General features: G+C 57.3%; 20 protein-coding genes. 2 read left to right on the top strand and 18 right to left on the bottom strand.

The features are described from left to right. Positions 1 to 30: 30 nt before the first annotated feature. The 9 genes from VFU50_03030 to VFU50_02990 form a co-directional block, all read right to left on the bottom strand. Positions 31 to 2,604, bottom strand: a complete 2,574-nt coding sequence (locus tag VFU50_03030) for an ABC transporter permease (protein HEU5231808.1) — start codon at positions 2,602 to 2,604, stop codon at positions 31 to 33. Positions 2,605 to 2,864: 260 nt separating this feature from the next. Next, positions 2,865 to 3,404 carry a DinB family protein gene (locus VFU50_03025; protein ID HEU5231807.1) on the bottom strand — a complete coding sequence of 180 codons (540 nt, stop codon included), beginning with the start codon at positions 3,402 to 3,404 and terminating at the stop codon, positions 2,865 to 2,867. A gap of 111 nt (positions 3,405 to 3,515) precedes the next feature. Then, the gene (locus VFU50_03020) at positions 3,516 to 5,945 is read right to left on the bottom strand and encodes an ABC transporter permease (protein ID HEU5231806.1); all 2,430 of its coding nucleotides are present in this window, start codon (positions 5,943 to 5,945) and stop codon (positions 3,516 to 3,518) included. Positions 5,946 to 6,418: 473 nt separating this feature from the next. Further along, complete coding sequence (locus VFU50_03015) at positions 6,419 to 7,537, bottom strand: hypothetical protein (GenBank protein ID HEU5231805.1); 1,119 nt, start codon at positions 7,535 to 7,537, stop codon at positions 6,419 to 6,421. Positions 7,538 to 7,635: 98 nt separating this feature from the next. Then, positions 7,636 to 8,412, bottom strand: a complete 777-nt coding sequence (locus tag VFU50_03010) for a L,D-transpeptidase family protein (protein HEU5231804.1) — start codon at positions 8,410 to 8,412, stop codon at positions 7,636 to 7,638. A gap of 61 nt (positions 8,413 to 8,473) precedes the next feature. After that, on the bottom strand, positions 8,474 to 9,301 hold the full coding sequence (locus VFU50_03005) for an SDR family oxidoreductase (GenBank protein ID HEU5231803.1): 828 nt from the start codon (positions 9,299 to 9,301) through the stop codon (positions 8,474 to 8,476). 80 nt (positions 9,302 to 9,381) lie between these two features. Continuing rightward, a complete protein-coding gene (locus VFU50_03000; GenBank protein ID HEU5231802.1) occupies positions 9,382 to 10,026 on the bottom strand; it encodes a hypothetical protein in 645 nt (214 codons plus the stop codon). A 202-nt stretch (positions 10,027 to 10,228) separates the two neighbouring features. Next, the gene (locus VFU50_02995) at positions 10,229 to 10,981 is read right to left on the bottom strand and encodes a CoA-transferase (protein HEU5231801.1); all 753 of its coding nucleotides are present in this window, start codon (positions 10,979 to 10,981) and stop codon (positions 10,229 to 10,231) included. Then, positions 10,978 to 11,787 (bottom strand): enoyl-CoA hydratase/isomerase family protein, encoded by an 810-nt coding sequence (locus tag VFU50_02990; protein ID HEU5231800.1) that lies wholly within the window; start codon positions 11,785 to 11,787, stop codon positions 10,978 to 10,980. Before VFU50_02990 ends, VFU50_02995 begins: the two co-directional genes overlap by 4 nt. A gap of 148 nt (positions 11,788 to 11,935) precedes the next feature. Here VFU50_02990 and VFU50_02985 point away from each other — a divergent pair, with 148 nt between their 5' ends. Further along, entirely contained in the window at positions 11,936 to 12,556 is a 621-nt protein-coding gene (locus VFU50_02985) for a ferritin-like domain-containing protein (protein ID HEU5231799.1), read from the top strand. A 75-nt stretch (positions 12,557 to 12,631) separates the two neighbouring features. Here VFU50_02985 and VFU50_02980 read toward each other — a convergent pair whose 3' ends face one another. The 6 genes from VFU50_02980 to VFU50_02955 form a co-directional block, all read right to left on the bottom strand. Further along, the gene (locus VFU50_02980; protein HEU5231798.1) at positions 12,632 to 12,964 is read right to left on the bottom strand and encodes a TonB family protein; all 333 of its coding nucleotides are present in this window, start codon (positions 12,962 to 12,964) and stop codon (positions 12,632 to 12,634) included. 240 nt (positions 12,965 to 13,204) lie between these two features. Continuing rightward, positions 13,205 to 13,654, bottom strand: a complete 450-nt coding sequence (locus tag VFU50_02975) for a PA2169 family four-helix-bundle protein (protein ID HEU5231797.1) — start codon at positions 13,652 to 13,654, stop codon at positions 13,205 to 13,207. A gap of 131 nt (positions 13,655 to 13,785) precedes the next feature. Beyond that, complete coding sequence (locus VFU50_02970) at positions 13,786 to 14,946, bottom strand: cellulase family glycosylhydrolase (protein HEU5231796.1); 1,161 nt, start codon at positions 14,944 to 14,946, stop codon at positions 13,786 to 13,788. A gap of 211 nt (positions 14,947 to 15,157) precedes the next feature. Continuing rightward, on the bottom strand, positions 15,158 to 15,943 hold the full coding sequence (locus VFU50_02965) for an SGNH/GDSL hydrolase family protein (protein ID HEU5231795.1): 786 nt from the start codon (positions 15,941 to 15,943) through the stop codon (positions 15,158 to 15,160). A gap of 37 nt (positions 15,944 to 15,980) precedes the next feature. Then, positions 15,981 to 16,274 carry a contact-dependent growth inhibition system immunity protein gene (locus tag VFU50_02960; GenBank protein ID HEU5231794.1) on the bottom strand — a complete coding sequence of 98 codons (294 nt, stop codon included), beginning with the start codon at positions 16,272 to 16,274 and terminating at the stop codon, positions 15,981 to 15,983. Beyond that, positions 16,271 to 16,795 carry an RNase A-like domain-containing protein gene (locus VFU50_02955; protein ID HEU5231793.1) on the bottom strand — a complete coding sequence of 175 codons (525 nt, stop codon included), beginning with the start codon at positions 16,793 to 16,795 and terminating at the stop codon, positions 16,271 to 16,273. The genes VFU50_02960 and VFU50_02955 overlap by 4 nt, the downstream gene beginning before the upstream one ends. 73 nt (positions 16,796 to 16,868) lie before the next feature. Between VFU50_02955 and VFU50_02950 the strand changes: the two genes are divergently transcribed. After that, the gene (locus tag VFU50_02950) at positions 16,869 to 17,777 is read left to right on the top strand and encodes a YihY/virulence factor BrkB family protein (protein HEU5231792.1); all 909 of its coding nucleotides are present in this window, start codon (positions 16,869 to 16,871) and stop codon (positions 17,775 to 17,777) included. 33 nt (positions 17,778 to 17,810) lie between these two features. Here VFU50_02950 and VFU50_02945 read toward each other — a convergent pair whose 3' ends face one another. The 3 genes from VFU50_02945 to VFU50_02935 form a co-directional block, all read right to left on the bottom strand. Further along, positions 17,811 to 18,368, bottom strand: coding sequence for a DUF1572 family protein (locus VFU50_02945; GenBank protein ID HEU5231791.1), 558 nt, complete (start codon positions 18,366 to 18,368; stop codon positions 17,811 to 17,813). Beyond that, on the bottom strand, positions 18,365 to 20,959 hold the full coding sequence (locus VFU50_02940) for a M1 family metallopeptidase (protein HEU5231790.1): 2,595 nt from the start codon (positions 20,957 to 20,959) through the stop codon (positions 18,365 to 18,367). Before VFU50_02940 ends, VFU50_02945 begins: the two co-directional genes overlap by 4 nt. A gap of 104 nt (positions 20,960 to 21,063) precedes the next feature. Further along, the gene (locus tag VFU50_02935) at positions 21,064 to 23,436 is read right to left on the bottom strand and encodes a hypothetical protein (GenBank protein HEU5231789.1); all 2,373 of its coding nucleotides are present in this window, start codon (positions 23,434 to 23,436) and stop codon (positions 21,064 to 21,066) included. Positions 23,437 to 23,722: the final 286 nt, after the last annotated feature.

The raw sequence follows: 23,722 nt of genomic DNA, 5'->3' as shown, positions 1-23,722 counted from the left end.
CTAACACCGGTATACCGCCCGAACGCGCGATCAAGCGTTCCGCAGTGCCACCATCGGCTCAACCCCTGCCGCTCGCCGCGCCGGTATCGCCGATGCCAGAAGTGCGGCCAGGCCGAGTACGACTATTGCCAGGGCAAGCATGATTGGATCCCAAGGCTTAACACCGTACAACTGAGCCGTCATCAATCTTCCAGCTCCAATCGCCGCAGGGATGCCAATCGCCAGCCCGATACCGATCTGCATGAATGCGCCGCGGAGCACCATTGTTGTGACCTTCGCGCGATCCGCACCCAAAGCCATGCGAAGGCCAATCTCGCTGGTGCGCTGTTCCACCATGTACGCCAACACACCGTACAGTCCGACCGAAGCGAGAATCAGACCCAGCACACCGAAGAGCGAGGTCAGAGTCGCGATCATTTTCTCCTGCTGGAACTGGCCATTCACAACCTGCTGATAAGGATCGACGCCATACAGAACCAAATTGGGATCTATGCTCGCCAGCGCCTTGCGCACGCGGTCTTCCATGCCCGGCGGATCTCCCGGCGCCCAAATCACGATGTTGTTCAAGAAGTGTGACCCGAGTTCGCCACTCTCGTAGGCAGGATCGTCCCATTTCCCAAATTGGGCCTCCGCAACCAGGTACATTGGCCGTACCGGTTCTTTCATGCCCCAGGTCATCCAGCGTATGTCCTTCACGACACCAACGATTTCGTACATTGCCGAATACTTGATCTTGCCTGGCCCGAAATGCTGTCCGATTGGGTTCTGGCCTTTGAAAAATTTCTTAGCAAAAGACTCGTTGATCACGGCTACGTTCCGAGTCGACGCAGTATCCTCTTCCGTGATCGGACGCCCCAAGACAATTTTGGCTCCCACAGTATCGAAGAAATCCGGCATCACTCGCGCAAATCCCGAGCCGGTATCTTCTTTGGGCGGCGGCTCAGGACGGCCCTCTATGCGTACGCCGTTATTCCAGCTATCGCCCGACATTGGCGCATAGAGCACCTCGGTCACCATCCGCACACCGGGAACAGAGCGCAAGCGATCGTTGATTTGCCGATACAGCGGCTCCATCTGCTCGCCTTTGTAATTTCCCAGACCGGGATCGATCCATGCGATATACCGGCCTTGCGTCTCGAATCCAAAATTCTGGTGCTCCAGGTTGCGCAGACTCTGGCCCAGCAGCGCCGCGGCAGAAAGCAGCACCACCGAGAGCGCTCCTTGCGCGATGACGAGCGACTTCTGCGCCCACGAGCCGCTGCCGCCAACCGAACGCTGTGCCCCGCGAAGTGCCTCAACTGGATCAGCATGCGAAGTCACCCATGCCGGAGCAATTCCGAAGATGATTCCGGTGAGGACGGCAACGCCCAGCGTGAACAGCAGGACAGGCAGGGATGGACTCGCGCTGATGGGCACGAAGTTTTCGCGGCCGCCGTTCGCAAACGCCAGGTGCAGCATCAACTTTGTTCCTGCATACGCTACCCCGATTCCCAGCGCTCCGCCGACCGCCGCAAGCATTACGCATTCGACCAACGACTTGCGGATAACTCGCGTTCGCGACGCGCCCAGGGCAACCCGAATCGAGGTTTGCGCGCGGTCCTTCAATCCACGCGCCAGCATCAGGTTCGCCAAATTCCCGCACGCGACAAGCAGCACACATCCCGCAGCAATCAGAAGCAGCTTCAGTCCGTCCTGATACTGATCCCGTAGATCGGTTACTCCAGCGCCGCCGGGCACCAGATGCAGCGTCTGCTGCTCCCAGAGGGCCTTCTCGCCTGGTTCCATATCGGGAACGTGGCTGCCGAGCCAGTTATGGAATTCCACCCTGAGCTCGGACTCGAGCGATTTGGGATTCACGCCCGGACGCACTCTTCCGAGCAAGTCCAGGAAGTTCGCTTGCGGCGTTTTCAGCCGAGGCTTCTGCCCATCGTCTCCGTCGAGCAAGATCTCGGTCGTCAACGGGAGCCAGATGTCCGGCATGCCCCATCCGGCCAGCTTCGCCCCAAAAAATCCCGGCGGAGCTACGCCAATAACCGTGAACGGATGCCCGTTTATTTGGTAACCGGCGCCGATGACCGAAGCATCAGATCCGTACTTGTCGTGCCATATGCGGTAGCTCATCACCGCGACGGGCGGAGCGCCTTCTTTGTCGTCCTCGTCGGTGAACATACGGCCAATCCACGGCTGTATGCCCAACGTGCGGAAGAAATTGCCCGAGACAAACTGGCCATTGCGCGTGTCCACCGGCCCCTGCGCTCCCACTCTGCGGACACCGAGCGGCGCGTTACCAGCCTGCAGTGCTGCTAGATCGACGAACTCCGGCGTGTGGGCGCGGAAATGCTGGTACGCCTCATACGAGAACAAGGCAAAGTCGCCCTCGTCGCCTTGGGTATAGCCGCCCCAGTTGCAGCAGCGATCTTTGTCCCCGATCTTCCACAACTCACTGGGATTGGTGACCGGCAGCGACTTCAACATCACCTGGTGCACCAGCGTAAAGATCGCCGTCGTCGCGCCAATTCCCAGCGCGAGTGTGATCAGAGCCGTCGTGGTAAACCCAGGAGCCTTCCGCAACTGCCGTAGTGCGTCGCGCAAATCCGCCAGCATTCGTCCTCCTCGGATGAAGTTTTGACGTGCGTGACGCAAGTCGGTTATGGAGAATTTCTGTCCGTGCGGAGCGCGGCCCGCAGCGCCTGACCCAAGCTAGTAGCCCCCTCCCCCTCCCTTTTTTCGTAAAATCCGTCATTCAAAAGAGTTAAGCCGAGTAAATCCGCGTTCTTCATTTTTCGATCCCAAGATGTTGGGTTTTGAGGTGCGTCGATCCGGCACATCTTGGGTATTAAATATCTCGTCGCGCGTGTCCGCACTCACAATGCTTCATCCGCCGAAGGTCCATAAGTAGCCGGAACTGCGTTTCCCGTCAGGCGGAGATAGACCCCGAGCTGCGCGCGATGATGAATCAGGTGGTTCAAAAACATCGCACGATAGGCAAGGAAGCGAGACCCCTGAAAGATTGGTTGACCCTGAAAGCTGAGCTGCCACGATTCAGTCCACGCCTGATCGGGCACGGACCGCAGCGCGCGGCGCACTTTGTCCGCACCTTCATCGAAGATCTGCGCCAGTTGCTTTCCTGATTCGAACTGTACCGGAACCCAACTTCCGGCCCCGAAATCGAGTCCTGGCGTGGTCAACACGGTAACACCGAACTCGCCAAGCTGGGCGACATGCGGCGCCAGACTTCCCAAGGGAGTCGATTTGGCATGCGGCGCAAACTCTTTCTTGTCCGCCGGAACTCGTTCCAAGGTCCTGCGTGTCTTCTTGACCTCTTCATCGAGCTCTTGTAGCAACAAGTCGTTAATACCCACTGCCGATGCGAAGATGTCCGGAGAGTGTTCCGTGACGTTCATAAATCCCTCCCGCGGGGAAGTTCCCCGATATGGAGAGAGACGATAAAACTCCATATATGACAACGAGTGTCATAGTTCCGCGGGCGCTCGTGAATATTTGAGCGAGGCGTCTTACTCGTACCGCAGAGCCACGAGGGGCTCGACGTGAAGAGCACGTCGCGCCGGTATATAGCAGGCAATGAGCGTGATCGTCACCAAGGCGAGCGCAACCGCCAGGAACGTCCACGGATCGGAAGCGCTAACGTGATAAAGAAGGCCGCGCATCACGCGGGTCAGCGCGAAAGCCGCGATCACGCCTGCGCCCACTCCAAAGGCACCCAGGATCGCTCCCTCCTTCAGGATCATGCCGAGCACATTTTGCTGGCTGGCGCCGAGAGCCATGCGAATGCCAATCTCATGCGTGCGCTGGGTTACCGAATAGGAAACGACGCCGAATATGCCGATGGCCGCGAGTACAAGCGCCAGACCCGCAAAGGTCCCCACCACCATCAGGCTGAACTTTGCGCTCGAGATTGCATGTGCGCCGACCTCTTCCAGCGCCTTTATGTTGGTGATAGGGAGATCCTTGTCGAGCGCGAGAACTTGCTTCGGCAGCTCCGCGGCCAGTGAGTCCAGATCGCCAGTGGCGCGCAGGGTCACGATCCGTTCATCGCCATCGTTAAACTGCCAATCCGGCCAGTAGAAGGCCGGCTTGGTTGATGATGCGTCGGGTGTGTCTTTAACGTCCCCGATAACTCCCACAATGCTGACGTTTTTGGATCCCCAGATATCAAGGCGTTTTCCAACCGCATCCTGTCCGGGAAAAAATTTCTGCGCGAGGGCATGGTTGACGATCACTACCGGCGGAGCTTTCGGAGCATCGGTGAGTTGAAAGAATCGTCCGGCCAGCAGCGGAATTTCCAAGGCCCGGAAGTAATCGGGCGAGGCGAAATGGTATCTCGCTTCCGGCGAACGATTCGGATCAGACGGAACGCCCGCCATCTCGAACGAACTGTTTTCGTCGTAGCCGGTCCATGGAATATCGGAGCCGATGCCAACCGATTGAACGCCAGGAAGAGTTTGCAGGCGGTCGGCCAAGTTTTGGTAGAAGCGAATGCGGTCGGCTTGATCGGGGTAGCGCTTCCCAGGAAGATCGATGTGAAAAGTGATGGCGCCGGCAGGATTAAATCCGGCGTCCACATGCTCAAGGTTCACAAACGTGCGCAGCAACAGTCCAGCGCCGGTAAGCAGTATCAGCGCGAGAGCTACTTCCGAGGTCACCAGAGCATAACGAAGATGAGCGCGAGTTCCCCCGGAGCTCGAAGTGCGATCCCCGTCTTTAAGCGACGCATTGGGGTTGGTTCTGGCCAAGGCAAGAGCGGGCGCCAGGCCGAACAGTAATGCCGTTACAGCGGTGATGATCACGGCAAACAGCAGTACCTGGGTGTCGATGTGGACTAGCTGCAATCTTGGAATTTTCTTCGGGCTGAGAGCTACCAGTGCGCGGACGCCGCCTTCGGCCAGGATCAGTCCAAATGCACATCCGAGAAACGCGAGCAGAAAACTTTCCGTTAGCAGCTGGCGAATGATGCGCCAGGCGGCAGCGCCGAGGACGGAGCGAATCGCAATCTCGCGGTAGCGAGCTGTAGCCCGGGTGAGTGCGAGATTGGCTACGTTCACGCACGCGATGAACAGGAGGAACGCGACTGTTCCCATAAGGATGATCAGCATCAGTCGCGCGCGGCCGACGATCTCTTCTTTTAGTGGAACGATAAGGGTATGGGCATCGTACTCGGGGAGCTCGCGGCGAAGCTGCTCGGCGGCCGCGTTCATCGCGGCGCTCGCCGCAGCAACCGAAATTCCCGATTTGAGACGCGCCACCATATTCAAGTAGTGGCAGCCGCGATCACACCCCTCGGGCGTGTGCGGTTGCAGCGCAAGCGGCCACCAGAGATCCACGCTGTCGCCATGCGCCGGAGAGTGAAAATCTCCGCCCACGTGCAGCACGCCGGCAGGCATGACGCCGATGACGGTAAACGGTTGTCCGGAAAGCTGCAGGGTTTTTCCAACGATATTCGGATCGGCCTGGAAGTGCGTTCGCCAGAAGCGGTCGCTCAAGATGACCACGTGGTTGTTGTTCTTGTATTCCTCTTTTTCCTCAAAGTCGCGCCCCAGCATTGGGTTATACCCGAGCACGCGGAAATATTCATGCGTGACCGCCATTCCCGAAAGATGCTCAGGCCGATCGCTCAGCGTGAGATCGAGGTCGCGCTCGGCGTACAAAGCGGAGCTGGAAAAAACCGACGCGCGCTCACGGAAGTCGTAGAAGTCGGCAACGGCGATGGGAAAGTGGGGCTGGGTTGGCAAGACCGTGAACACACGCACCAGCTGGCCAGGCTGGGGATACGGCAACGGACGAAGAAGCACTGCATCGACGAGGCTGAAGATTCCGGTGGTCGCCCCAATTCCCAAAGCAAGCGTGAGCACAGCAATCGCCGTAGGGCCAGGAGTGCGGAGCAGCATCCGAATGGCATAACGGACATCCTGCATAAGACCTTCCATCAGAATTCCTCCCTGCATTGCGCGTGCTGAGATTTCCTTGGGCGAGCAAATCTTCCCCAACAGGAACGGCCGGTCATAGTAAGACGTTTGATCGCGCTGGGGGTTTGGAAAATTAAGAGGTACAGATGGAGACTTATCCCAGGGATCGGCACCCCTGGGCGGTGGCCTTCTGCCGAGAGATACGAATCAGGTCAGGGTGCTTGAGGTGACATTGAGCCGCTACCCAGATTTCCTGCGACTTTTTTCTCGCTATCTTATGTTCAGTGCAGGAGCTGCAGGGGTCATCCATCTGGAAACCCATTCGCTACCCACACCCCAGTAGGCGCAACGCCGGCATCCGCCGAGAACTCCACCGCGAACGTTACCGGCACGTCATTGCACGCCGTACGCTGTGATCAGCGAGGGCGCGTGGTTCGTTCGCACCTTCACCCACGCAGATCCCAATTGCGGAAAAGACTTTCGAGGCCGCTATTTCAAAAAGGCACTGGTTTGGGCGCCGGTAGTGGCACAGAAGGCTTTGCTTGATTGAGGATCAAGCGTCTGCGCTTCGCCCATCGTGCTACAACGTGAGCAATCGATCCGGCTAGAGTGCTGTAAGGCATTGGTGATATGTGGAATCCTGCGATTGCGCCGACCGCGAGATAAGTAAAGATAAAGCTCCAAAGAAAGTTGCTGGTACGCACGCCGTATCCGATCACCGCGCCCGCCAAAGCGTAAGCCGATAGCATCGTCAACCCGGAAGCCAGCGATCCGGGCAATCCCAAGCCCTGCGCGTGGTTGGCCGCGAGCGGAGCCACCCGGAGCAACGCAAGCACCGGCAGTGCGATTCCGATAAGTGCTGCAGTCGCGAAACGCCAACGCGGAAAGCGCTGCACATGGAGAACAGGATTGAAGTGGTTGCGAATACCTCTCCAGTGAACCTTCGCAGTGGTCTCGTAACGATCCGTAACAGGATTCACACGATACGCACCTCGCTCCAACTGAAACGCCGAGAATCGCTCGTGTCCTTGCTGAACCTCCTTCGCTATGCTGGCGAAATCGCAAGATGCAGAAATGGGTGTTCGTCCTAACTTTTGCAGCTTCGAGAGATGCTTGCGCCGAAGCTCACTCGGACGGGTGGTCTGCGGGCACTCCTGCGTAATGCGAAATGGAGGATCGTCGAACAACGACTTGCGTTGCATGTTACGCGTCACCAACACGGTATCGTCAGTAAACCGGGTAATGAACTCCATGGTGCAGCTGTGCGCACTGCTCGCAACTCGATTGACGTTCACGGTAACTTCCACGATCATCACGATCGCTCGTACCGGCTCGAGCGGATTGACGTAGCTTCGAATTAGATTTTGACCGAAGTTACTCGCGCGGTAAGTGGCAGTGGGCTGGTAATTCAGTTCCGCGAACTTGCCGTCATACGCCTGAAGGTATTCTGTCTGGTTTTCACTGAGCGATTCTGGAGAGACCTCTTCCATTTGTAAAGATTTTGGAATGGCCCGCCGACCTCTGCTGAGCATGAGTTGAAATGGAGAGACAAACAAGATTCTACCGAGGGTATAGGTAAACACGAGCAGGTCGGTATCGGCGAGAATGCGCACGTAAGTTGTCCCTGAATTCGGGAGTGTAGCAACCTATAGATTTGTCGCCACATTACGAAAGTCAGAGTTACCCGGGGAAGCACGCGCAATAACGGAACTTAGTGGGATTTGCCTGGAGATCTTGTGTTAGCCGCGGGAAGCTGCCAGTGGACTTGGAGACGTTCGTATTCGGGTCGAGGGAGCTGCACCAGCGCTACAGGCTCCTCACCGCTGACCCAGTGCACCAAATTTTCGATGTCGTGCGGAGACATGGCGGTGCATCCGGCGGTTCCGTTCCCTGGTCGGCTCCATTGGTGGAGGAAGATGCAGGAACCGTCTCCGTGTACCGGATTGTCGGTGTTGTAATTCACAACTACTCCCCACCGATACTCCGGAATCGAGCTCATCTTCTCAGAGCTCTTCCAGTCCACCTGATCCACTTTCTCGCGGTCGACGATCCTGCCGTAATAGCGCGAAGTGGGATCATCGACGCACTCGATCGTGGGCGTGAGCGGCGTGTACATGCGCGATCCGGCGAGTTCACTGGCGAATCCGAAGGTTCCGCTCTTTAGCGCAAAGACGCCGGAAGGTGAGCGTCCGTCGCCTTCGTGCTTGACTGGGCCGGGATAGCGATCCGGACTCTCCCTGGTGAGCCCCGGATCCCAGGCCATGCCCGCGCGTCCGACCACAACGGGAATCGGTTCGCTCACCTTGATCCACTCGCGACCGCGGCGTTCGTAGCGGATGAGTGTTCCCTCCACCGCGTTCCAATCCGACGTGGTAACCACAATCAGCTTCTTCTCGTCCTGCCACGTTCGCCAGATGCTCTGATCTTCTTGCGGTTGCGCTGCCGCAGCTGCGAGGAACACGATCCCGAGCAGCAGAAAGAGTCGCATGTACACGGCCCTAGGGTAGCACTGAGCGATCATCATCAAACTCGCGGCACTGGTCGCGATGTCAGGCTGCGGCCTTTGCCTGCCTGGCGATGCCTTGAAACTCCAGTGGGAGGTGGGCGTCGACGAGCGAGGCGCCGCCATCCACGTCAATGAGTTGACCTGTGATCCAGCCTGCTTCTTTGGAGCAGATCAGGGCAACGGCATTGCCGATGTCGGCCGGAGTCCCGAGACGGCCCATGGGAGTCCATCCACGCTCCTGCCAATCGCGCAGCCCATTTTGGAACGCTTCAGGCAAGCTGTTCAGAACGCTGTCTTCGATCCAGCCGGGGCTGATGGTATTTACTGTAATGCCTCGACTCGCCAGAGCTACGGCGAAATAGCGCACCAGGACTTCCATCGCCGCCTTCGCCGCGCCCATCGCTACCCAGGGCTGCCAGCTGCCAAAGCGTCCGCCGGGCGCGAAGGAAATGGCGACGATGCGTCCGCCGCTCGACATAATGGGAGCCGCTTCGCGCACGGCGATGAGAAATGCCTTGGCTTGGGAGTCGACTGCGGTGTCCCACTTGTCGAGGGTGATCTCCATTGGAGCCTGGTAGAAAGTCGGAGCCTCGGGGCGGGCATTGGCGACGAAAATATCCAGCGACTTGAATTCGGCGCGAACCTGCTGAAACATGCGGCTGATTTCTTCCGGCTTGGACACGTCGGCCTGGACCAGAATTCCCGAAGAGCCGAGTTTTCCGATTTGGTCCAGCGTTGCTTCGGCAGCATCCCGATTGCGGTAGTAATGCACGGCGACGCGTGCGCCTCGTTCGGCTAACTTCAGGGCAATGCCGCGGCCGATCCCGCGCGAGCTTCCCGTAATCAGAGCGGTCTTTCCCTCCATAGACATACACACCTCCAAATTGCGCGCAGCATGTTAGTTCGCTGCAGGAGTGTCGTCAAATGCGGAAATCGCTGAGCCGCGAATCTCTAAACTCCACAGCCTCGAAGCGGTAGACTTGAGAGCCGAGGCATGGCGGAGGAATGAGATGTGGTCTGGTCTTCTTTCGTGCGCAAGGAGGAATGGAAGCAGCCGAGAACGAGATCCAGTCCGGGAAAACAGGAGGACTCCATGTCGCCTTCGCCCCGCGGATTGAGGTTCAGCTCTATGGAACGCAGCTCTGTCAGCCTGTGCCCACTTTTGCGAAGCTGAGCGTTGACCTTGGCAATCTCATCAGCTTGTCGGAGCAGTTGCTGCTCGTCGATGCCGCCGGCAATTTTGAATCCTTTGGAGTGGTCCGTGATGGCCATGTACTCATAGCCACGCTCCACTGCTGCCGTGGCCATTTCTGCAATCGTGCCTTCGCGATCACTCCAGGTGCTGTGCATCTGCAAGTCGCCTTTGACTCCCCGCAGCCACGCACGATTAGCAGCCAGCGTGGCGCGGGCGTCGGTCAACGTGAGAAATCCTTGGCGAACATCGGGCGGCTCTGGAACTTCAGGCGGATTGTCGAGCCACGCTGCGATGAGCCGCTGTAGAAAAGGTCCAACTGCAGTGAGTTCGGTGAGAGACCGTCCCGTGCGATGCAGCTCGGCAGCTTCTTCCGGCCAGAACAACGCTGGGGCGGGACGCACGACGCAATGCTTTCTGTGCCGGCATCTTCGCCCTTACTGCTTCGCGCGCGAGCAGCTCAGCAATCTGCGCGTTCGTTAAAGTGCTTGCTTGCCGTCTGGGCATTCGCCTGGAGTCCCCGTCGCTTGTGAGATGCGCGAGAGTGCCGATGTGGGAGGCTCACTCATATGCGGTGACCACTCGTCCGAAACGATGCTGTTCAGCTTAAGAGGTCCAGAAGCCCTTTTTGTCGTAGTCGCGAATTGCGCGCAATTCCTCGGGCGAGGGCGGCGGAGTTTCGCTTACGTTGTCATGTACTCGGAGCTTCCAGCCTGTCGAGGCGATCACCTCTTCGACGGTCACCTCGGGATGATGGGAATGCAGGTAAGCTTCCGCGTCCTCTCCAAAGCGCAAAACGGCCTTGGTGGTGATGATGGCTGCCGGTCCGCCGCGAGGCAGACCGCGACGCTTTCGGTAGCCTGGTCCATCGCCGTTGCCGGGGCTTGTGATGTACGACACGCGCTCGGGCAGGCGCTGAGGCGTGTGGTCGATCATGGCGACGAAGCGTTGTGCGAGCGAAGCGATGTCGCAGGCTCCTCCCGATCCGGGAAGACGAATTGGGCCCTTTGGGCCCTGTACTTGTGTGGAGTTCAGGTTTCCGAAACGGTCTACTTCGGCCGCGCCGAGAAAGCCTAAATTGACTCGTCCTGATTGGAGCAGACTCATTACTCCCATCATGTCGAGACACTGCGTCGCGCCCAGCAGATTCGGTGGATCAGCCATGGTATAGATGAGCTCTGGCGCGGGCGTACTGCGGATGACGCCGTTTTCGAATAAACCGATGCAGTTCGGAGCGTGCGTGCGCTTGGCAACGACGAACGCGATGAGCGGCAGGCGCATGCCGACGAAGACAACTTCGCCATCGCGAATCTCGCGCGCAGCAGCGGCGACCATCAGTTCGCCGAGGGTGTATTTCATTTCGCGGTGAAGACCGCCGGACGCTTCTCGATATAGGCGCTCAGGCCCTCCTTCGCGTCGTCGCTCTCGAAGAGAAGCTGTTGGTTCTCCCGTTCGAGCGCGAGACCGGACTCGATGGGGATCTCCCAGCCGCTCTGAACCGCACGTTTGATACGGCCGACGGCGAGCGCCGCTTTGTTTGGTGGGCAGAACTGGCGCGCGTATTCGAGCACCGCCGGCATGAAGTTGTCAGGGTCGAAAACGTCGTTCACGATGCCCAGGTCTTTGGCTTCAGAAAAGCTGAAAGTCTTGCCTAGAGCCATGAGCTCGATGGCTTTTGATTTTCCGACAACACGTGACAAACGCTGAGTGCCTCCCGTTCCGGGAAGGACGCCTAGATTCACCTCGGGAAGGCCGATCTTGCCTGCATCTTTCCGAGCGATGCGAATGTCGGCAGCGAGCGCGATTTCGAGCCCGCCTCCTACGCAGTGGCCGTTGATGGCTGCAATTACCAGTTTGGGCGTGTTCTCAAGACGAAGCAGCGTCTCATTAGCATGGAGGCAGAAGTAATACTTGTAAGTCGGATCCACGCTGGTGAGCATGTTGATGTTCGCGCCGGCAGAGAAGAATTTGTTGCCCGCGCCGGTGAGCACGATCACATATACATCTTTGTCCATGCGGGCACGCAGGATCGCGTCGTCGAGCTGCCGGTTCATTTCGTACGTGTACGTGTTGGCAGGAGGATCGCTCAGTTCAAGTACTGCAACGCCGGCATCTGTGCTGTAGTTGATTAAAGTCTTCTGTACACTTTCCGTGGTGGGGGACATGGGATCCTGTTTCCTCGCGGCAAACTCTGCATTGTAACTTGCGCATGCAAAGCGTAATCCACAGCTATCTTCAGCGGATTGGGCATCTCCTCTCCGGTGAGCTGCTTCTCATCGAGTTTGATTCCTGAACTCAGGACGAGGAGCCATCATGCCGGCATTTACTGAAGACCTTGAGGCAGTCAGAAAACGAGCGATGCAGAAGATTGAGGATGGAGCCGTCACGCAGGCTTACAAAGGTGACGTAAAGAGGACGGTTGAAATCCTGAACGAAGCGTTGGCGACGGAGATCGTCTGCGTGCTGCGCTACATGCACCATTACTTCATGGCGACGGGAGTGCACGGGATGTCGGTGCGCAATGAATTCAAAGAGCACGCCGACGCTGAACGCGAGCACGCCGACGCCATCGCCGATCGCATTCAGCAACTCGGCGGCAAGCCCGACTTCAATCCTAAGTCGCTGCTGGAGCGGTCAGCGTCGCAGTACGTGGAAGGGAACGATCTTGCCGAGATGATTAAGGAAGACCTGATTGCCGAGCGCATCGTCATCGAGGTCTACAGTGACATGATTCGTTACTTCGGTGATAACGACTCTACGACCCGAATCCTCCTGGAACGCCTGCTTAAAGACGAAGAAGAGCACGCCAGCGATCTAAGCGATCTGCTGTACGTGATCGATCCGCATACCGGCGAGACTGAAGGCCAGGATCCTGGAACCAAACCTCTGAGCGTGAGCGGCAAAGGAGAGAAGACGAAGAAGCCAGCAGCGTAAAAGCTGCTGAGCTTCTGAGCTGTAACCATCTAAGGCGTCGACGGGATTTAAATCTCCAGGCGGCTTGATTCTCGATTACTTGACGCGAACAGTTGCGAGCTTCGCGTCAAAATTGAACTCAATTGATTCGCTACTTTGCTCAGAAGCAGCGGCATACTTCCACTTTTTCACAGCATTGCTGGCGAGTTCCGCTAGCATCGGATTACCGCCGTCGATCTTTGTGCCTTTCACCGAACCGTCGGCTGCTACGAGCGCGCTAATGCGCACCGTCCCACCGATACCTATCTTCTTCAGCATCACCGGATACTCCGGAAGCTGTTCGCGCACAACCTGGCGCTCCGCGCCCTCGGCCAGCGCCATAGAGCACAGCACAACGGCGACGGCAGCTATACGAATTACTTTTGCCATACGACTCTCCCTTGACTGCGAGAGCAAGCGTATGTCGAATGTGACGAAGGGTCAATGTACCCGGGTAACCTGCCCTGTGGAGCCAAAGTAACTGAGAGACTGTGGCGTGGTAATTAGAAGGCAAGCCTCACATTTTAAGAGACTTCCGCGAATTGATGGGATAGAAATTGTGCAAGGCACCCTGTCCGAAAGTGCGGTCTCGGCGTACCGGTAGGCGGCAGTGCGGAGCCCGCGCGAATGTCAGGCAGCTTTGGCGTCCCGCAGACTGCGAACGTGATCGTGTGCGGCCATGATGCTGGTAAGTTGCCGTCGAATTAGCGTCGCGAGATCTTCGCGCAGATTTGGCTCCTGCAAAGCTGTCTCGAACGATGCTTTGGCGCTATCCTCGCCGGATTCTACGCTGGCCAGGATCGTGGCGTCGCCGCCTCCGAGTTCCGATTTGAAATCGATCCATGCACGGCGAATTGCAGCAGCGGCGCTGCCTGAAGTGTCAGGATCGGCTTTTCCTAACCGAATAATCTCCTGTTCGAGTTCTCCTGCGAAGCCGGCCCGCGCGAGACTCTGCTCGTTGAAGAACTCGCGAAGATGCGAGTCGGTTACATGGTCGGCGGCGTCACGATATCCGTTCTGTCCATCGCGGCAGGTATCGACGAGTTCTTGCAGGAGTTTGATTGCGCTTGCGTTGTCCATTGTTGATTCTTGAGATGAAAGAACCAACCTCTAAGTTTGCAACGCACAACTCGTCTCCCAGATGACTGAGGAGTTTGGGGACCTCCGAATTCACTCTCGAGTCCCCCCAAAGTAGCTCGCGCATGCCGGGTTCAGTTTCCGCCTGCATCCTTGCCAGCGGCTTTTCCCGTCATGCGCCGGATGAATTGCACCTCTGCTTCACGGTACGGTTCTCCCGATGCATTGAAGATGTCATGGAACCAGACCGGCGGTGGTTTCATGATGTACGGATGCTGCCACGATTCCCACGGATAAAACGTCTGCGTCTTGCCGGCGACGAATCCCCAGTTGATCGCGCCCACGTGATGAGCTTTCGCGATGGGCAGAATGGTGTCGAAGGTGCTGCCAACCGAGCGCGCCATGTACTCGGTGCAGATGATCGGACGATGGTAGCGCTCAAGCCAGCGCACGTGCTTCTCGAAGCTCTCGGGCCAGCCGTAATTGTGGAAGGTGATCACATCAGAAAGGTCGAGCTGCACGCGCTGCATGGGCGTGAGTGTTTCCGGAGCCGACCAGTCTCCGTCCCAAAGGCCACTGGTAAGCGGCTGAGTTGCGCCCGCCGCTCGTGCCCATGTGTAGACCTGCGGCAGGAGAGCCAACACCAGGTCCTGCTTGTTCTTTGGTTCCATGTCGGAATAAGGCTCGCCGTTGGTGTTGTTTGGCTCATTCCATAAGTCCCAGGCGAGCACGCGCCGATCATTCGCGAATGCCCCAACAACCCCCCGAACGTAAGCCTCGAGCCGCGGATACTGCGATGAATCGGTCAACGCGTCGGCTCCCGGACTTTGCACCCATCCGGAGTTGTGAATGCCCGGAATGGGTGGATGCTGCGGACCCAGTTTGGGAAATGGATCCCACACTGAGTCGAACAGAACGAACATTGGCCGGATGTGGTGCTTGTCAGCGATATTGAGGAACGTGTTGATGCGCTGGGTGAAACCTTTCGCATCCTGCTTCCACACCAGATCGTGCAGGAAGACGCGCATGGTGTTCATACCCATCGACTCTGCCCATCCCAGCTCTTTGTCGATCTGCTGTGGATCGAAAGTTTCCGCCTGCCACATCTCCAGTTCGTTGATCGCGTCGGCTGGAATGTAGTCGCTGCCAACCAGCCACGGTTGCTGCTGATACCAGGCATTGGCTTTTTGCTCTGACCAGCGATCCGGAGCAGGCGAAGACGTTTGGGCAGCAAGGTGAAGCGAGCCAGAAAGCAGCAGGAGGAGAGTTGAGAGCGCCCCGCGGGTGAGAGTCATTCGTTTGTCATTCCCGAAAAAGAACAAGTTTGATGAAATCGAGCGAATCATCATAGCGCATAGCTCGCAAAGCCCGGATAGTGGTTGCAATTTCTTCGAGACGGCACACTCGTGTTAGCAGAACTGCCGCCGCCAGGCTGCGTCTCTCCCATGCACGATGCGGCAAATACATGGGAGATTCAGAGATAGCTGCGAAGATCCCGATTTGAGATTACTTGCGCAACGCCTCTTGAATTGCCCGTTCGGCCAGCGGAGCCATCACCGCATATCCGGCGTCGTTCGGATGCAGGCAGTCGAAAGTTAAATCCTGCTTCAGCATTCCTGAGCCATCGACCATCGCCGAGTAGTAGTCGAGGTAAATGAATCCGTTCTTGGCGGTGTAGCTCTTGATCCAGTCATTCAACTCGACGATCTGCTGCGGCGGTCGTCGAACACTCTGCTGGCGCAGCGAATCGCAGATCGGCATGACCGAGGCAATCACAACGCGAATGCCATTGGCTTTTGCCAAATCCGACATCGAGGAGAGATTGTCTTCGACGTTCTGCAATGTCTCAACTCCGGTATTTGCAGAGATGTCGTTTGTGCCCGCAAGCGTCACCACGACCTTTGGCTGCAGATGAATTACATCGGGACGAAAGCGGACGAGCATCTGTGGCGTGGTTTGTCCGCTGATGCCGCGATTGATGTACGGCTTGCCGGGAAAGAACTGAGCCTGGCCCTTGCCCCACCCATCCGTGATCGAATCGCCCATGAAGACGACGCGATTCTCACCCGGAGCCGGAGGCGGGGTCTTTGCGTTCGCGTCGCGATAGCGGCCGAGATTCGCCCAGTCATTTAACGCCTGGTGCGCGCGCTGAAGCTGAGGAACGAGCTTTTCGAGTTCGGGATCAACCGCCTGCGGCGGCTGATTGGAGGTTGGCTGCGAAGGCGCAAGCTGCGCGAGTCCGCCTGAAAAAGTGCAGAGAACGAGTGCAACCACTGCGAGCAGGTTTTTCATGGAACGGCATGATAAACGATGATGCAGAATTCTTGCGTTACTTCAGCCCGCTGAGAATCTGCTCAACCTCTTTTCGCGAACGAAACTGCCAAGCGCTGCCAAGCTGCTGAAGCGCGCGATTCAGGTCTGCAACTGAGAGGGCGCTCGTTTCTGTAAGCAAGCGCTCAAGCTCGGAGTGGACGATTGCCGTCTCGCGCTCGTCGGCATCTTTGCGGAACTGCTGAGCTGCTGCCCGCGCAGAGCCGTACTCGACCGCCGCGTCCTGATGGAGGTATCCGCGCAAGAAGCGCGTCAGCGCCGCGTACTCGCGTGGATCGGTACCGGAGATCATTTCGGTCTCCAGCATTCCGGATAGCTTGTCAGCACGTAATACCGATTCGAGTTCACCCATTTCAGGATCACCACGGCGTGCGAGCAGGGAAAGGAGTGCGCGTCGTCGCGGCGCATGCTGCGACCGATGGGCTGCGTGCTGTCGTAGTCGAGCACCAGGTTGGAGTGCCCGCCGGGACGATGCAGCCAGCGATCGATCCTGTCATGATTTTCGCGAATCGCAGCATCGACCGCCATCTCGGCGGTGTTGCGATCGGTGTAGGTGGAATCGGTAGAGATCGATTCACTATCGAGGCGCTGTCGCAGCTCTGCGTCAGTTTTCCCGATATGGCGCTCGAGAGTGTGACCGCCCTGAGCCTCGTCCCGTGCGAGGTCGTAACGGGCAGTGGGTTCAAGAGCGACATGCTCTACAGGTTTCGGGGGAGCCTCCGCCGGCTTGGAGCTGCGATGAAAAAATAGATAGTACGCAAGAATGATGAGCAGAATGACAACGATCAGACATCCCAGCCGTTTTCGCTTCACCCGAACATTCTACTGAGCGTTTGCTGTCGCGCGGGAACATCCTCACTTCCGGGAACTCTCATCTAAGAACCTGATGAAATTCACGTATCTACGACGGGTTTGGCGCGCCCTGATCAAGGCTTTCAAGGACGTCGATCAGCACCATCTGCTCGCCTTCGCGGGCAGCCTGGCCTACTACTTTTTCATGTCGCTGATCCCGTTCCTGATCTTCCTCGCCAGCCTGCTGGTTTACGTTCCCATTCAGGGACTCTTCAACTACATCCTCGGCGGGCTGGCGCACATGCTGCCGCGCGATTCCATGCAGACCATCCAGAAGGTCGTCACTGACCTGATTGCAACCAACCGCACAGGTTTTCTGTCGTTCGGAATCATCGGGACAATCTGGTCCGCATCCGGCGGATTCAGCGCGATGATTGAAGCGCTCAACGTCGCGTATGACGTGCAGGAGGGGCGGCCCTTCTGGAAGACGCGTCCGTTAGCTGTGCTGCTGACGGTGGCTGTCGGTGCGCTGGTTACGATTCTTCTGTTCGCGATGTTCTTCGGACCGCATTGGGGAGGCATGCTCGCCGCCAAATTGAACCTCAGCCCCTTCTTCACCAAGGCGTGGTTCTACTTCCGCTGGGTGCTCGCCGCAATCTGCGCGATCTTAGCGGTCGAGATTATTTATTATCTTGCTCCCAATGTGGAACAGCGCAGATTCATTCGTACAGTTCCCGGATCGATCATTGCAGTTGTGCTTTGGGTTTTCGCGTCGTACGGGCTGGGTTTTTATCTCCAGCACTTTGCACAGTTGAGCAAGAGCTATGGCGCTCTCGGCGCGGTTGTTGGATTGCTCTTGTGGTTTTACGTGAGTAGTGCAGCAATCTTGATCGGGGCCGAGGTGAATGCCGAATTGGCAAAGGCTGTAGGAAAGCTGCCGCCGGTCAAAGAGGCGGTCGAACCCGGAAAAGAAGAAAAGCCACAGGTTCGCCGCGCGAGTTAAACAGAACCGGCTACCGCCGTCGGTTCCGTTCGCCTACCCGCGTCTTGCGCGATTCGTCATCTCCGCCTTGACGCCCGCCATCTTCGATTGTCCTTTGGGGATGCTGAGCGATTTCCATTCGGCTCCGCGGAAATGCTTTGCCAGCAGGATGATCTGCCCCACGTGCTCGGCGTAGTGCGTCAACTGGCGGCTGATTGCTTCCATTACCGAGTGCTCCTGGCCGCGAATCGTGATGGTCCTCTTGAGGTCGTCTGCCGTGAGTGGCTCAACCGCAGAAAACACGAGCTGCCATCCCTTGTTCCACCACTCCTTCACCTGCTCAGGCGTGGAGGAGGAATCGAGAACGAATTCGTTATCACGGTCGCGGTCAGGCTTCTCGCCGTCGCTGGTGAGGAAGTCAGTCCATCGCGAGCGCATGTTGCCGGCCATGTGCTTCACGATGATCGCAATCGAGTTCGCTTCGGGATCGATCAGGCGAAACCAGTCCTCCGAACGAAGCTGCGCGAACGCGGCTTCGGTTCGCGACTTGTATCCGCGAAACGTGCGCAGGGCCTCGGCCAGAAATGCTGCGCCTGGATCGTCCGTGCTCATTGTCCCTCCTGGTGCGAGTTGAGCCATTGAGTCATGCTGGCCTCCTGCTGATGCTTGAAACCGATGCAGTCGTTGATGCGTTCCAGGCTCTGCTTTACGGCGCGTTGAGCTCCCGGTGCCGAATGATCCGCGAAGAAGTGCTCGATGTCGTCATGCATCTCGCTGGAGCAGGCATTTCCCAAAGCGGAAATCGCGCCGGCGCCACCGAACGAAGTCACCTTTGGAGCCAAATCGTTCCAGTGCTCCTTCAGATACTTCCAGGCAGCGTCCCGAGAAGCAGGATTCGCCAGCAAGGCACTGAAGAAACGTGGATAGTCCTGTTCGCGAACCTTGCCTTGATCGACCAGCGAGATGGTTCGATTCAAAAGTTCAGGTTGTTGGAAATCCGCAAGCGCGAAGAGGTAATGGTAGTACTGGTCGGTTGATTTGCTCTGGTTGAACGCTGTTGTGAAGCGATCATAAAGAGCCGCATCGCCAGTGTGCGCTGCGACTGTGAACGCATTCCCAATCACAGTGCCATCCACAGAAGCAGGATCACTCATGTATTGAGTTACAAGTTTTCGCGCGGCAGTTATCGCGTTTGGATCGTCCGCATCTCCGAGAATTTCCAGCAGGCTGGCTCGCAATGCCTTCTGCTCGTCGGTGTCAGTCCTGGCAGGCTCCCAACCGACTCGCCGCGCAGCCGCGCCGAACTGGTCACGTACAAACTGATCGAACTTTGCTCGATCGTCCGAGGTGATCAGGGAGTTTGCGACATAGTCCAGGTGACTCGAGAGTGCGTCGATCACGTGCAGGTTCTCCTCGGAGCGCAGTTGATGCGAGACCTGGAGAAAATCGGAAAGAGAGGTTTTCCCCGCGCGCGTCATCGCCCATGTGTCCTCCACCAAGGCAATGCGCTCTGGAACGTTGAGCTGCTGTTCGGCCACCGAGCCTATCTTTTCCAGATTCGATGGCGTGTATTCGACGCGGTAATAGCCCTTCGCGTCGCGGTTGCCGAATACCCAATCGGAACAAGCCGGAGCTGAGGCTGTTTGGTCGCGAGACGTGATCAGAGCACATGTGCCCCCGTTGTTTCCGCTCGATTTGGTGCAAACCGGAATGTGCCAAGTCTGTGAATTCTCTGAATTAGCCGAATCCGAAGAAATCAGAAAGCGTTGCTGCTTCATCTGCAGCGTTTCCCTGTTGCCCTCACATGAAGAACTCAAGGTCAGCATAGGCACGCCGGGCTGCATGACGAACGTCGGCATCATTTTGTCCACTGGCTTGCCGGATGCTTTCGCTTCCGCATCCCAGAAATCGGCAGAGGTCGCGTTGCCATTCGCGTGCGCCGCTAAATATGCATTTACGCCTTTGCGGAAGACTTCAGGACCGAGGTACGACTCGAGCATCCGCAACACGGCGCCGCCTTTTTCATAAGTAATGCCGTCGAACATCTCCTTGATTTCTGAAGGAGTACTCGGATTACCGTGAATGGCTCGCGAGGTGGCGAGCGAATCGACGCCGATGATCCGCTGTGCCTGTGCGGCAGCATCTTCGTCGAGATGCCACTCTGGATGCCATGCTTCGATTGGCTTCGTGGACATCCACGTCGCAAATCCCTCGTTGAGCCAGATGTCGTCCCACCAGGCGGCGGTTACGAGATCGCCGAACCACTGATGTGCAATCTCATGGGCAATGGTTGATGCCTGCCCACGTTTGCGAAAAACCGAGGCACTGTTCTCATTCAGCAACAGAGCCGTATCGCGATAGAAGATCGACGCCGTGTTCTCCATTCCTCCCCATTCGTAATCGGGAATGGCAACCATATCCAGTTTCCCAAATGGGTACTTGATGCCATACCAGTGGTTGTAGAACTGAAGGGAGTGAGCGGCAACGTCCAGCGCAAATGCACCGTACTGCCTCTTCTCAGGGACTGCACACACGCGAATTGAAATACCCTCGACCGTGCGCGACAGGCATTGCCAATCCCCGATGGCCAGCGCGACCAGATAGGTAGACATCTTTGGCGAAGTCGAGAAGATGATCTGATGACGGTCGCCTTCGATCGGCTCATCTTTGATGATCCTGCCGTTCGAAATTGCCGTGTCGCCTTTATCCGCCATAACAGTGAGATCGAATGTGGCTTTGTACGACGGTTCATCAAAGCACGGGAACATCATGCGGGCATATGTGCCTTCGAACTGCGTGACCGCATACAACCGACGCGAACTCTTGCTCAAATAGAGGCCACGCAAACCTTCGGTCAGCTTGCCTGAGAACTTCAGATGGATTTGCGCGCCGCCGGCAGGTATGTCTGCCGGCAGCTGCAGCTTCACCATCTCGTCCGCCTTGTCATACACGACCTCAGCCTTTTGCGATTTGCCTCCGGAGTTGACCTCGGCTTCGGAGATGTCGAGATCGAGCGAATTGAGCACGATCTCTTTCGCCGCCAAGTTCAGGCGAACGTCGATCGTTTCTTCACCCGAGAACTTTCGTTGTTCAATGTTGGGATCAAGCGACAGCTTGTAGTGGCTCGGGATGACAGTCTTTGGAAGACGCTGCGCGAAGAGGGAAGAAGTTGCGAGTAAGACCGTGACTAGGATTCGCTTCATGGGAAACGAATCATCTTACCGAAAATGTCAGTGTCGGTACCGTCTGCGGTAGCAGATGGGTATCGTGACTGACCCACCCGCTACGCAGGCGGTACTGACTTCTGTTATTTGGTGACGGTTTTAGCCGCTGACATGTTGTCGAAGCGATCCCACACTCTCACCACCACAACATGCTCACCCGGCACTACGACCTGCGCCTGATCAGTTTGCGGAAGTCCGGATTCGCTTCCCCCATCTCGGGTGCGAGAGCGTTTGCCGCCCTTTTTGTTGGTGTCTTGAGCCAGAACGGCTTCGCCCTGCGGTAGTGCCGCGTTGAAATCGTATTCCTCGGTCGGCGAATCGGAGATCTGTCCGACAGGCTCGATGTAGTGCCAGTCGCCAGCATCGATCGAGTACTCCGCGCGCTTGATCGCCGAGAAACTGTCCACAGCGCGGAAACTCACGTGCATGGTCCCGGCCTCCACCTTCGCCTGCAGTGCTTGCACCTGTGGCGGAGTGCTATCCACTTCGAAGCGAGAGCTGATCTGTTCATCAGTGAGCGCCTCATCCGGCGAATGCGAAGGAGCGTCGGAGGCGACGATGCGCACGGTGTAACCGCCATCGGGCAACAGACTCGAATCCCAGGAGTAGAACTTGTCGGTGATGCCGTCCTTCAACAACTTCCAATCGTACTCGTTGTCACCCTTGTAGTAGATCGAATAAACGAGATCGTCATCGTTGTCGTCATGCGCCGACCAGCGCACCGCGATATAGTCACGATCTTTGACCGCGGAGGGAGCCACGTCGAAGCGCGCTGGAGTTGAAGATGCTTGTCCACCCAGAGGAATTGAGATGGCGTCGCTCGATAATTTCTGATTTGGAGGTGAGGTGATCCTCGCACCCACCTGCACGGTAATGTCGTCGATCACCGGAGCAATATTTTTCGGCAGATAGTTGAGTGCGACACTCTCGACTTGCGAGCCGCCGTTCGTCGGACGCAGCGCAATCTTCCACTGCACAAACCGCGCCGAGGGAACCGGCACGCGTTGGTTTGTCTTCAGATCGACCTTGGCCCAGGGACTCCAGTTGCGATCGGGATTATCGACATTCCCGCTGCGCACGAAGAAGTCAAAATCTCCCGTGCCGCGGACCTGTGCGCGTCCCCATTGTGAGAAGGTGTGGGCATCGAAGATGTCGCTCTCATAAGTCCCTTCCTGCTGACGGCCTGGTCCGAGGACGAAGAGCTTGCCCAAATTGGCAGTCACGGCATAGATCGCGCCGTTCGTCCCGCGGGCCATCGAGGTAATCTGATTCGCGCTCAGCTTCACGAGATCGCGGTAGACGCCGGCTTTCGAAGCGGGGTTGATGGAATAGATGTGGCCGCGGTTCCCCGTTCCGGCAAGCAACTGTCCCTCGGGACCAAAGACGAGCGAATAGACGAGATCTTCTTTCGAACTCCAGATTTTGCTGGGCGAGCCATCCGGAGAAATCATGTAGATCTCCGAGCCACCGCTGATCGTGCTCGGTGTCGGAGGTGCAGGAGGCGGAGCAGCGCCGGAGGCAGTGGGAATCGCAGTGATCGGACCCGAAGCAGTCACCGGCGGCGGCGTTCCCGCGTGTTTTTCTCCGACGCCAGCGGCATAGATGTTTCCTTGTGAGTCGGTGGTGAGGGCAGTGATTTCCTTTTTGGGAGCGCTGTACAGAACGAATGCCTCGCCCGCCGGCGTGATGCGATAGACGAGTCCGCTGCCGTCCGAGCCGGCAATCACGGTGCTCAAAGTGGGAATGGCGTTCTTCTTCCGCTTGTTGTCCTCAGCTTGTGGAGCAGGCTTCAGCAGCGTGAGCGAACGAATGTGGGCCTCGTCACTCTTGAAGAAAACAGAGCCCTGGCCGTTCTTCTCGACCTTGTAGATCTCGCCGTTGTCGCCGGTGGCGACGTAGAGAGGCCCGGCGGGATCGAGTTCGATATCCCAAATGTATTTCGTTTTGGGATCGAAAAAGACAGAGGAGCGGTAGGTCTGCTCGCTGGGACTTGATTCGGCGGTAGCTTCCGCCTCTTTGCTCTTCTCTTTCTTCTTGCCGGTCGCAGGGAGATTGGGTTCGAGCTTGTAAACGCGACCGTCCGGCGACGTAGCGGCGTAGATCGTGCCATCGCTGTCGATAGCCATCGCCTGAATCTGTAATTCTTTCGCCTCGAAGATGGTTGTCGCTTTGCCGTCAGGAGCAACGCGATAGACACGGGCGGGAGAACCGGCACCGACGTAAGCATTTCCTTGCGCGTCGGTTACGACCTGCCAGATGTAAGTGGAGGGCGATGTGTAGATCGCCTTAAGAGAAGGAGCAAGCTCCAGTGTACCGTCGCTTGAGATTGCCACTCCGTTGGCGGTGCCTTTTTCAAATTCGTCAAATTTGGTCTGCACCCAGATCTGGGTGCCCTCGGCGAATAGTGCCGAGGAAAGTAGAACGAGGGCAAATACCCTCAGAAAACTGCGGGCCATATTCAAAGTGTAACGAAACCAGGAGCGAACACGAAGGTCACGAAGGCAAAACCGGAGGTCACGGAGAAGTTCTTCATGAACTTGGTGTTTCCTTCGTGCCCTTCGTATTCACTTTGGGGAGTTTTCCGAAGTCTCCACAAGCCTCCACAGCTTTGCCCTGATAACCGTCATTGATTCTCAACCAGCTAACGCCTAGGTTCGTAGTTGCCGCTTCGCAAGAAAGAGAATCGTCCAGGCGCTCCCGGAAATCCACAGGTTATTAACAGTAAAAATGCCTTAAAAATCG

The sequence above is a fragment of the Terriglobales bacterium genome (assembly GCA_035764005.1).
Classification (GTDB): Bacteria; Acidobacteriota; Terriglobia; order Terriglobales; family Acidobacteriaceae; genus Gp1-AA112.
This window is presented reverse-complemented; position numbering and strand designations above follow the sequence as displayed.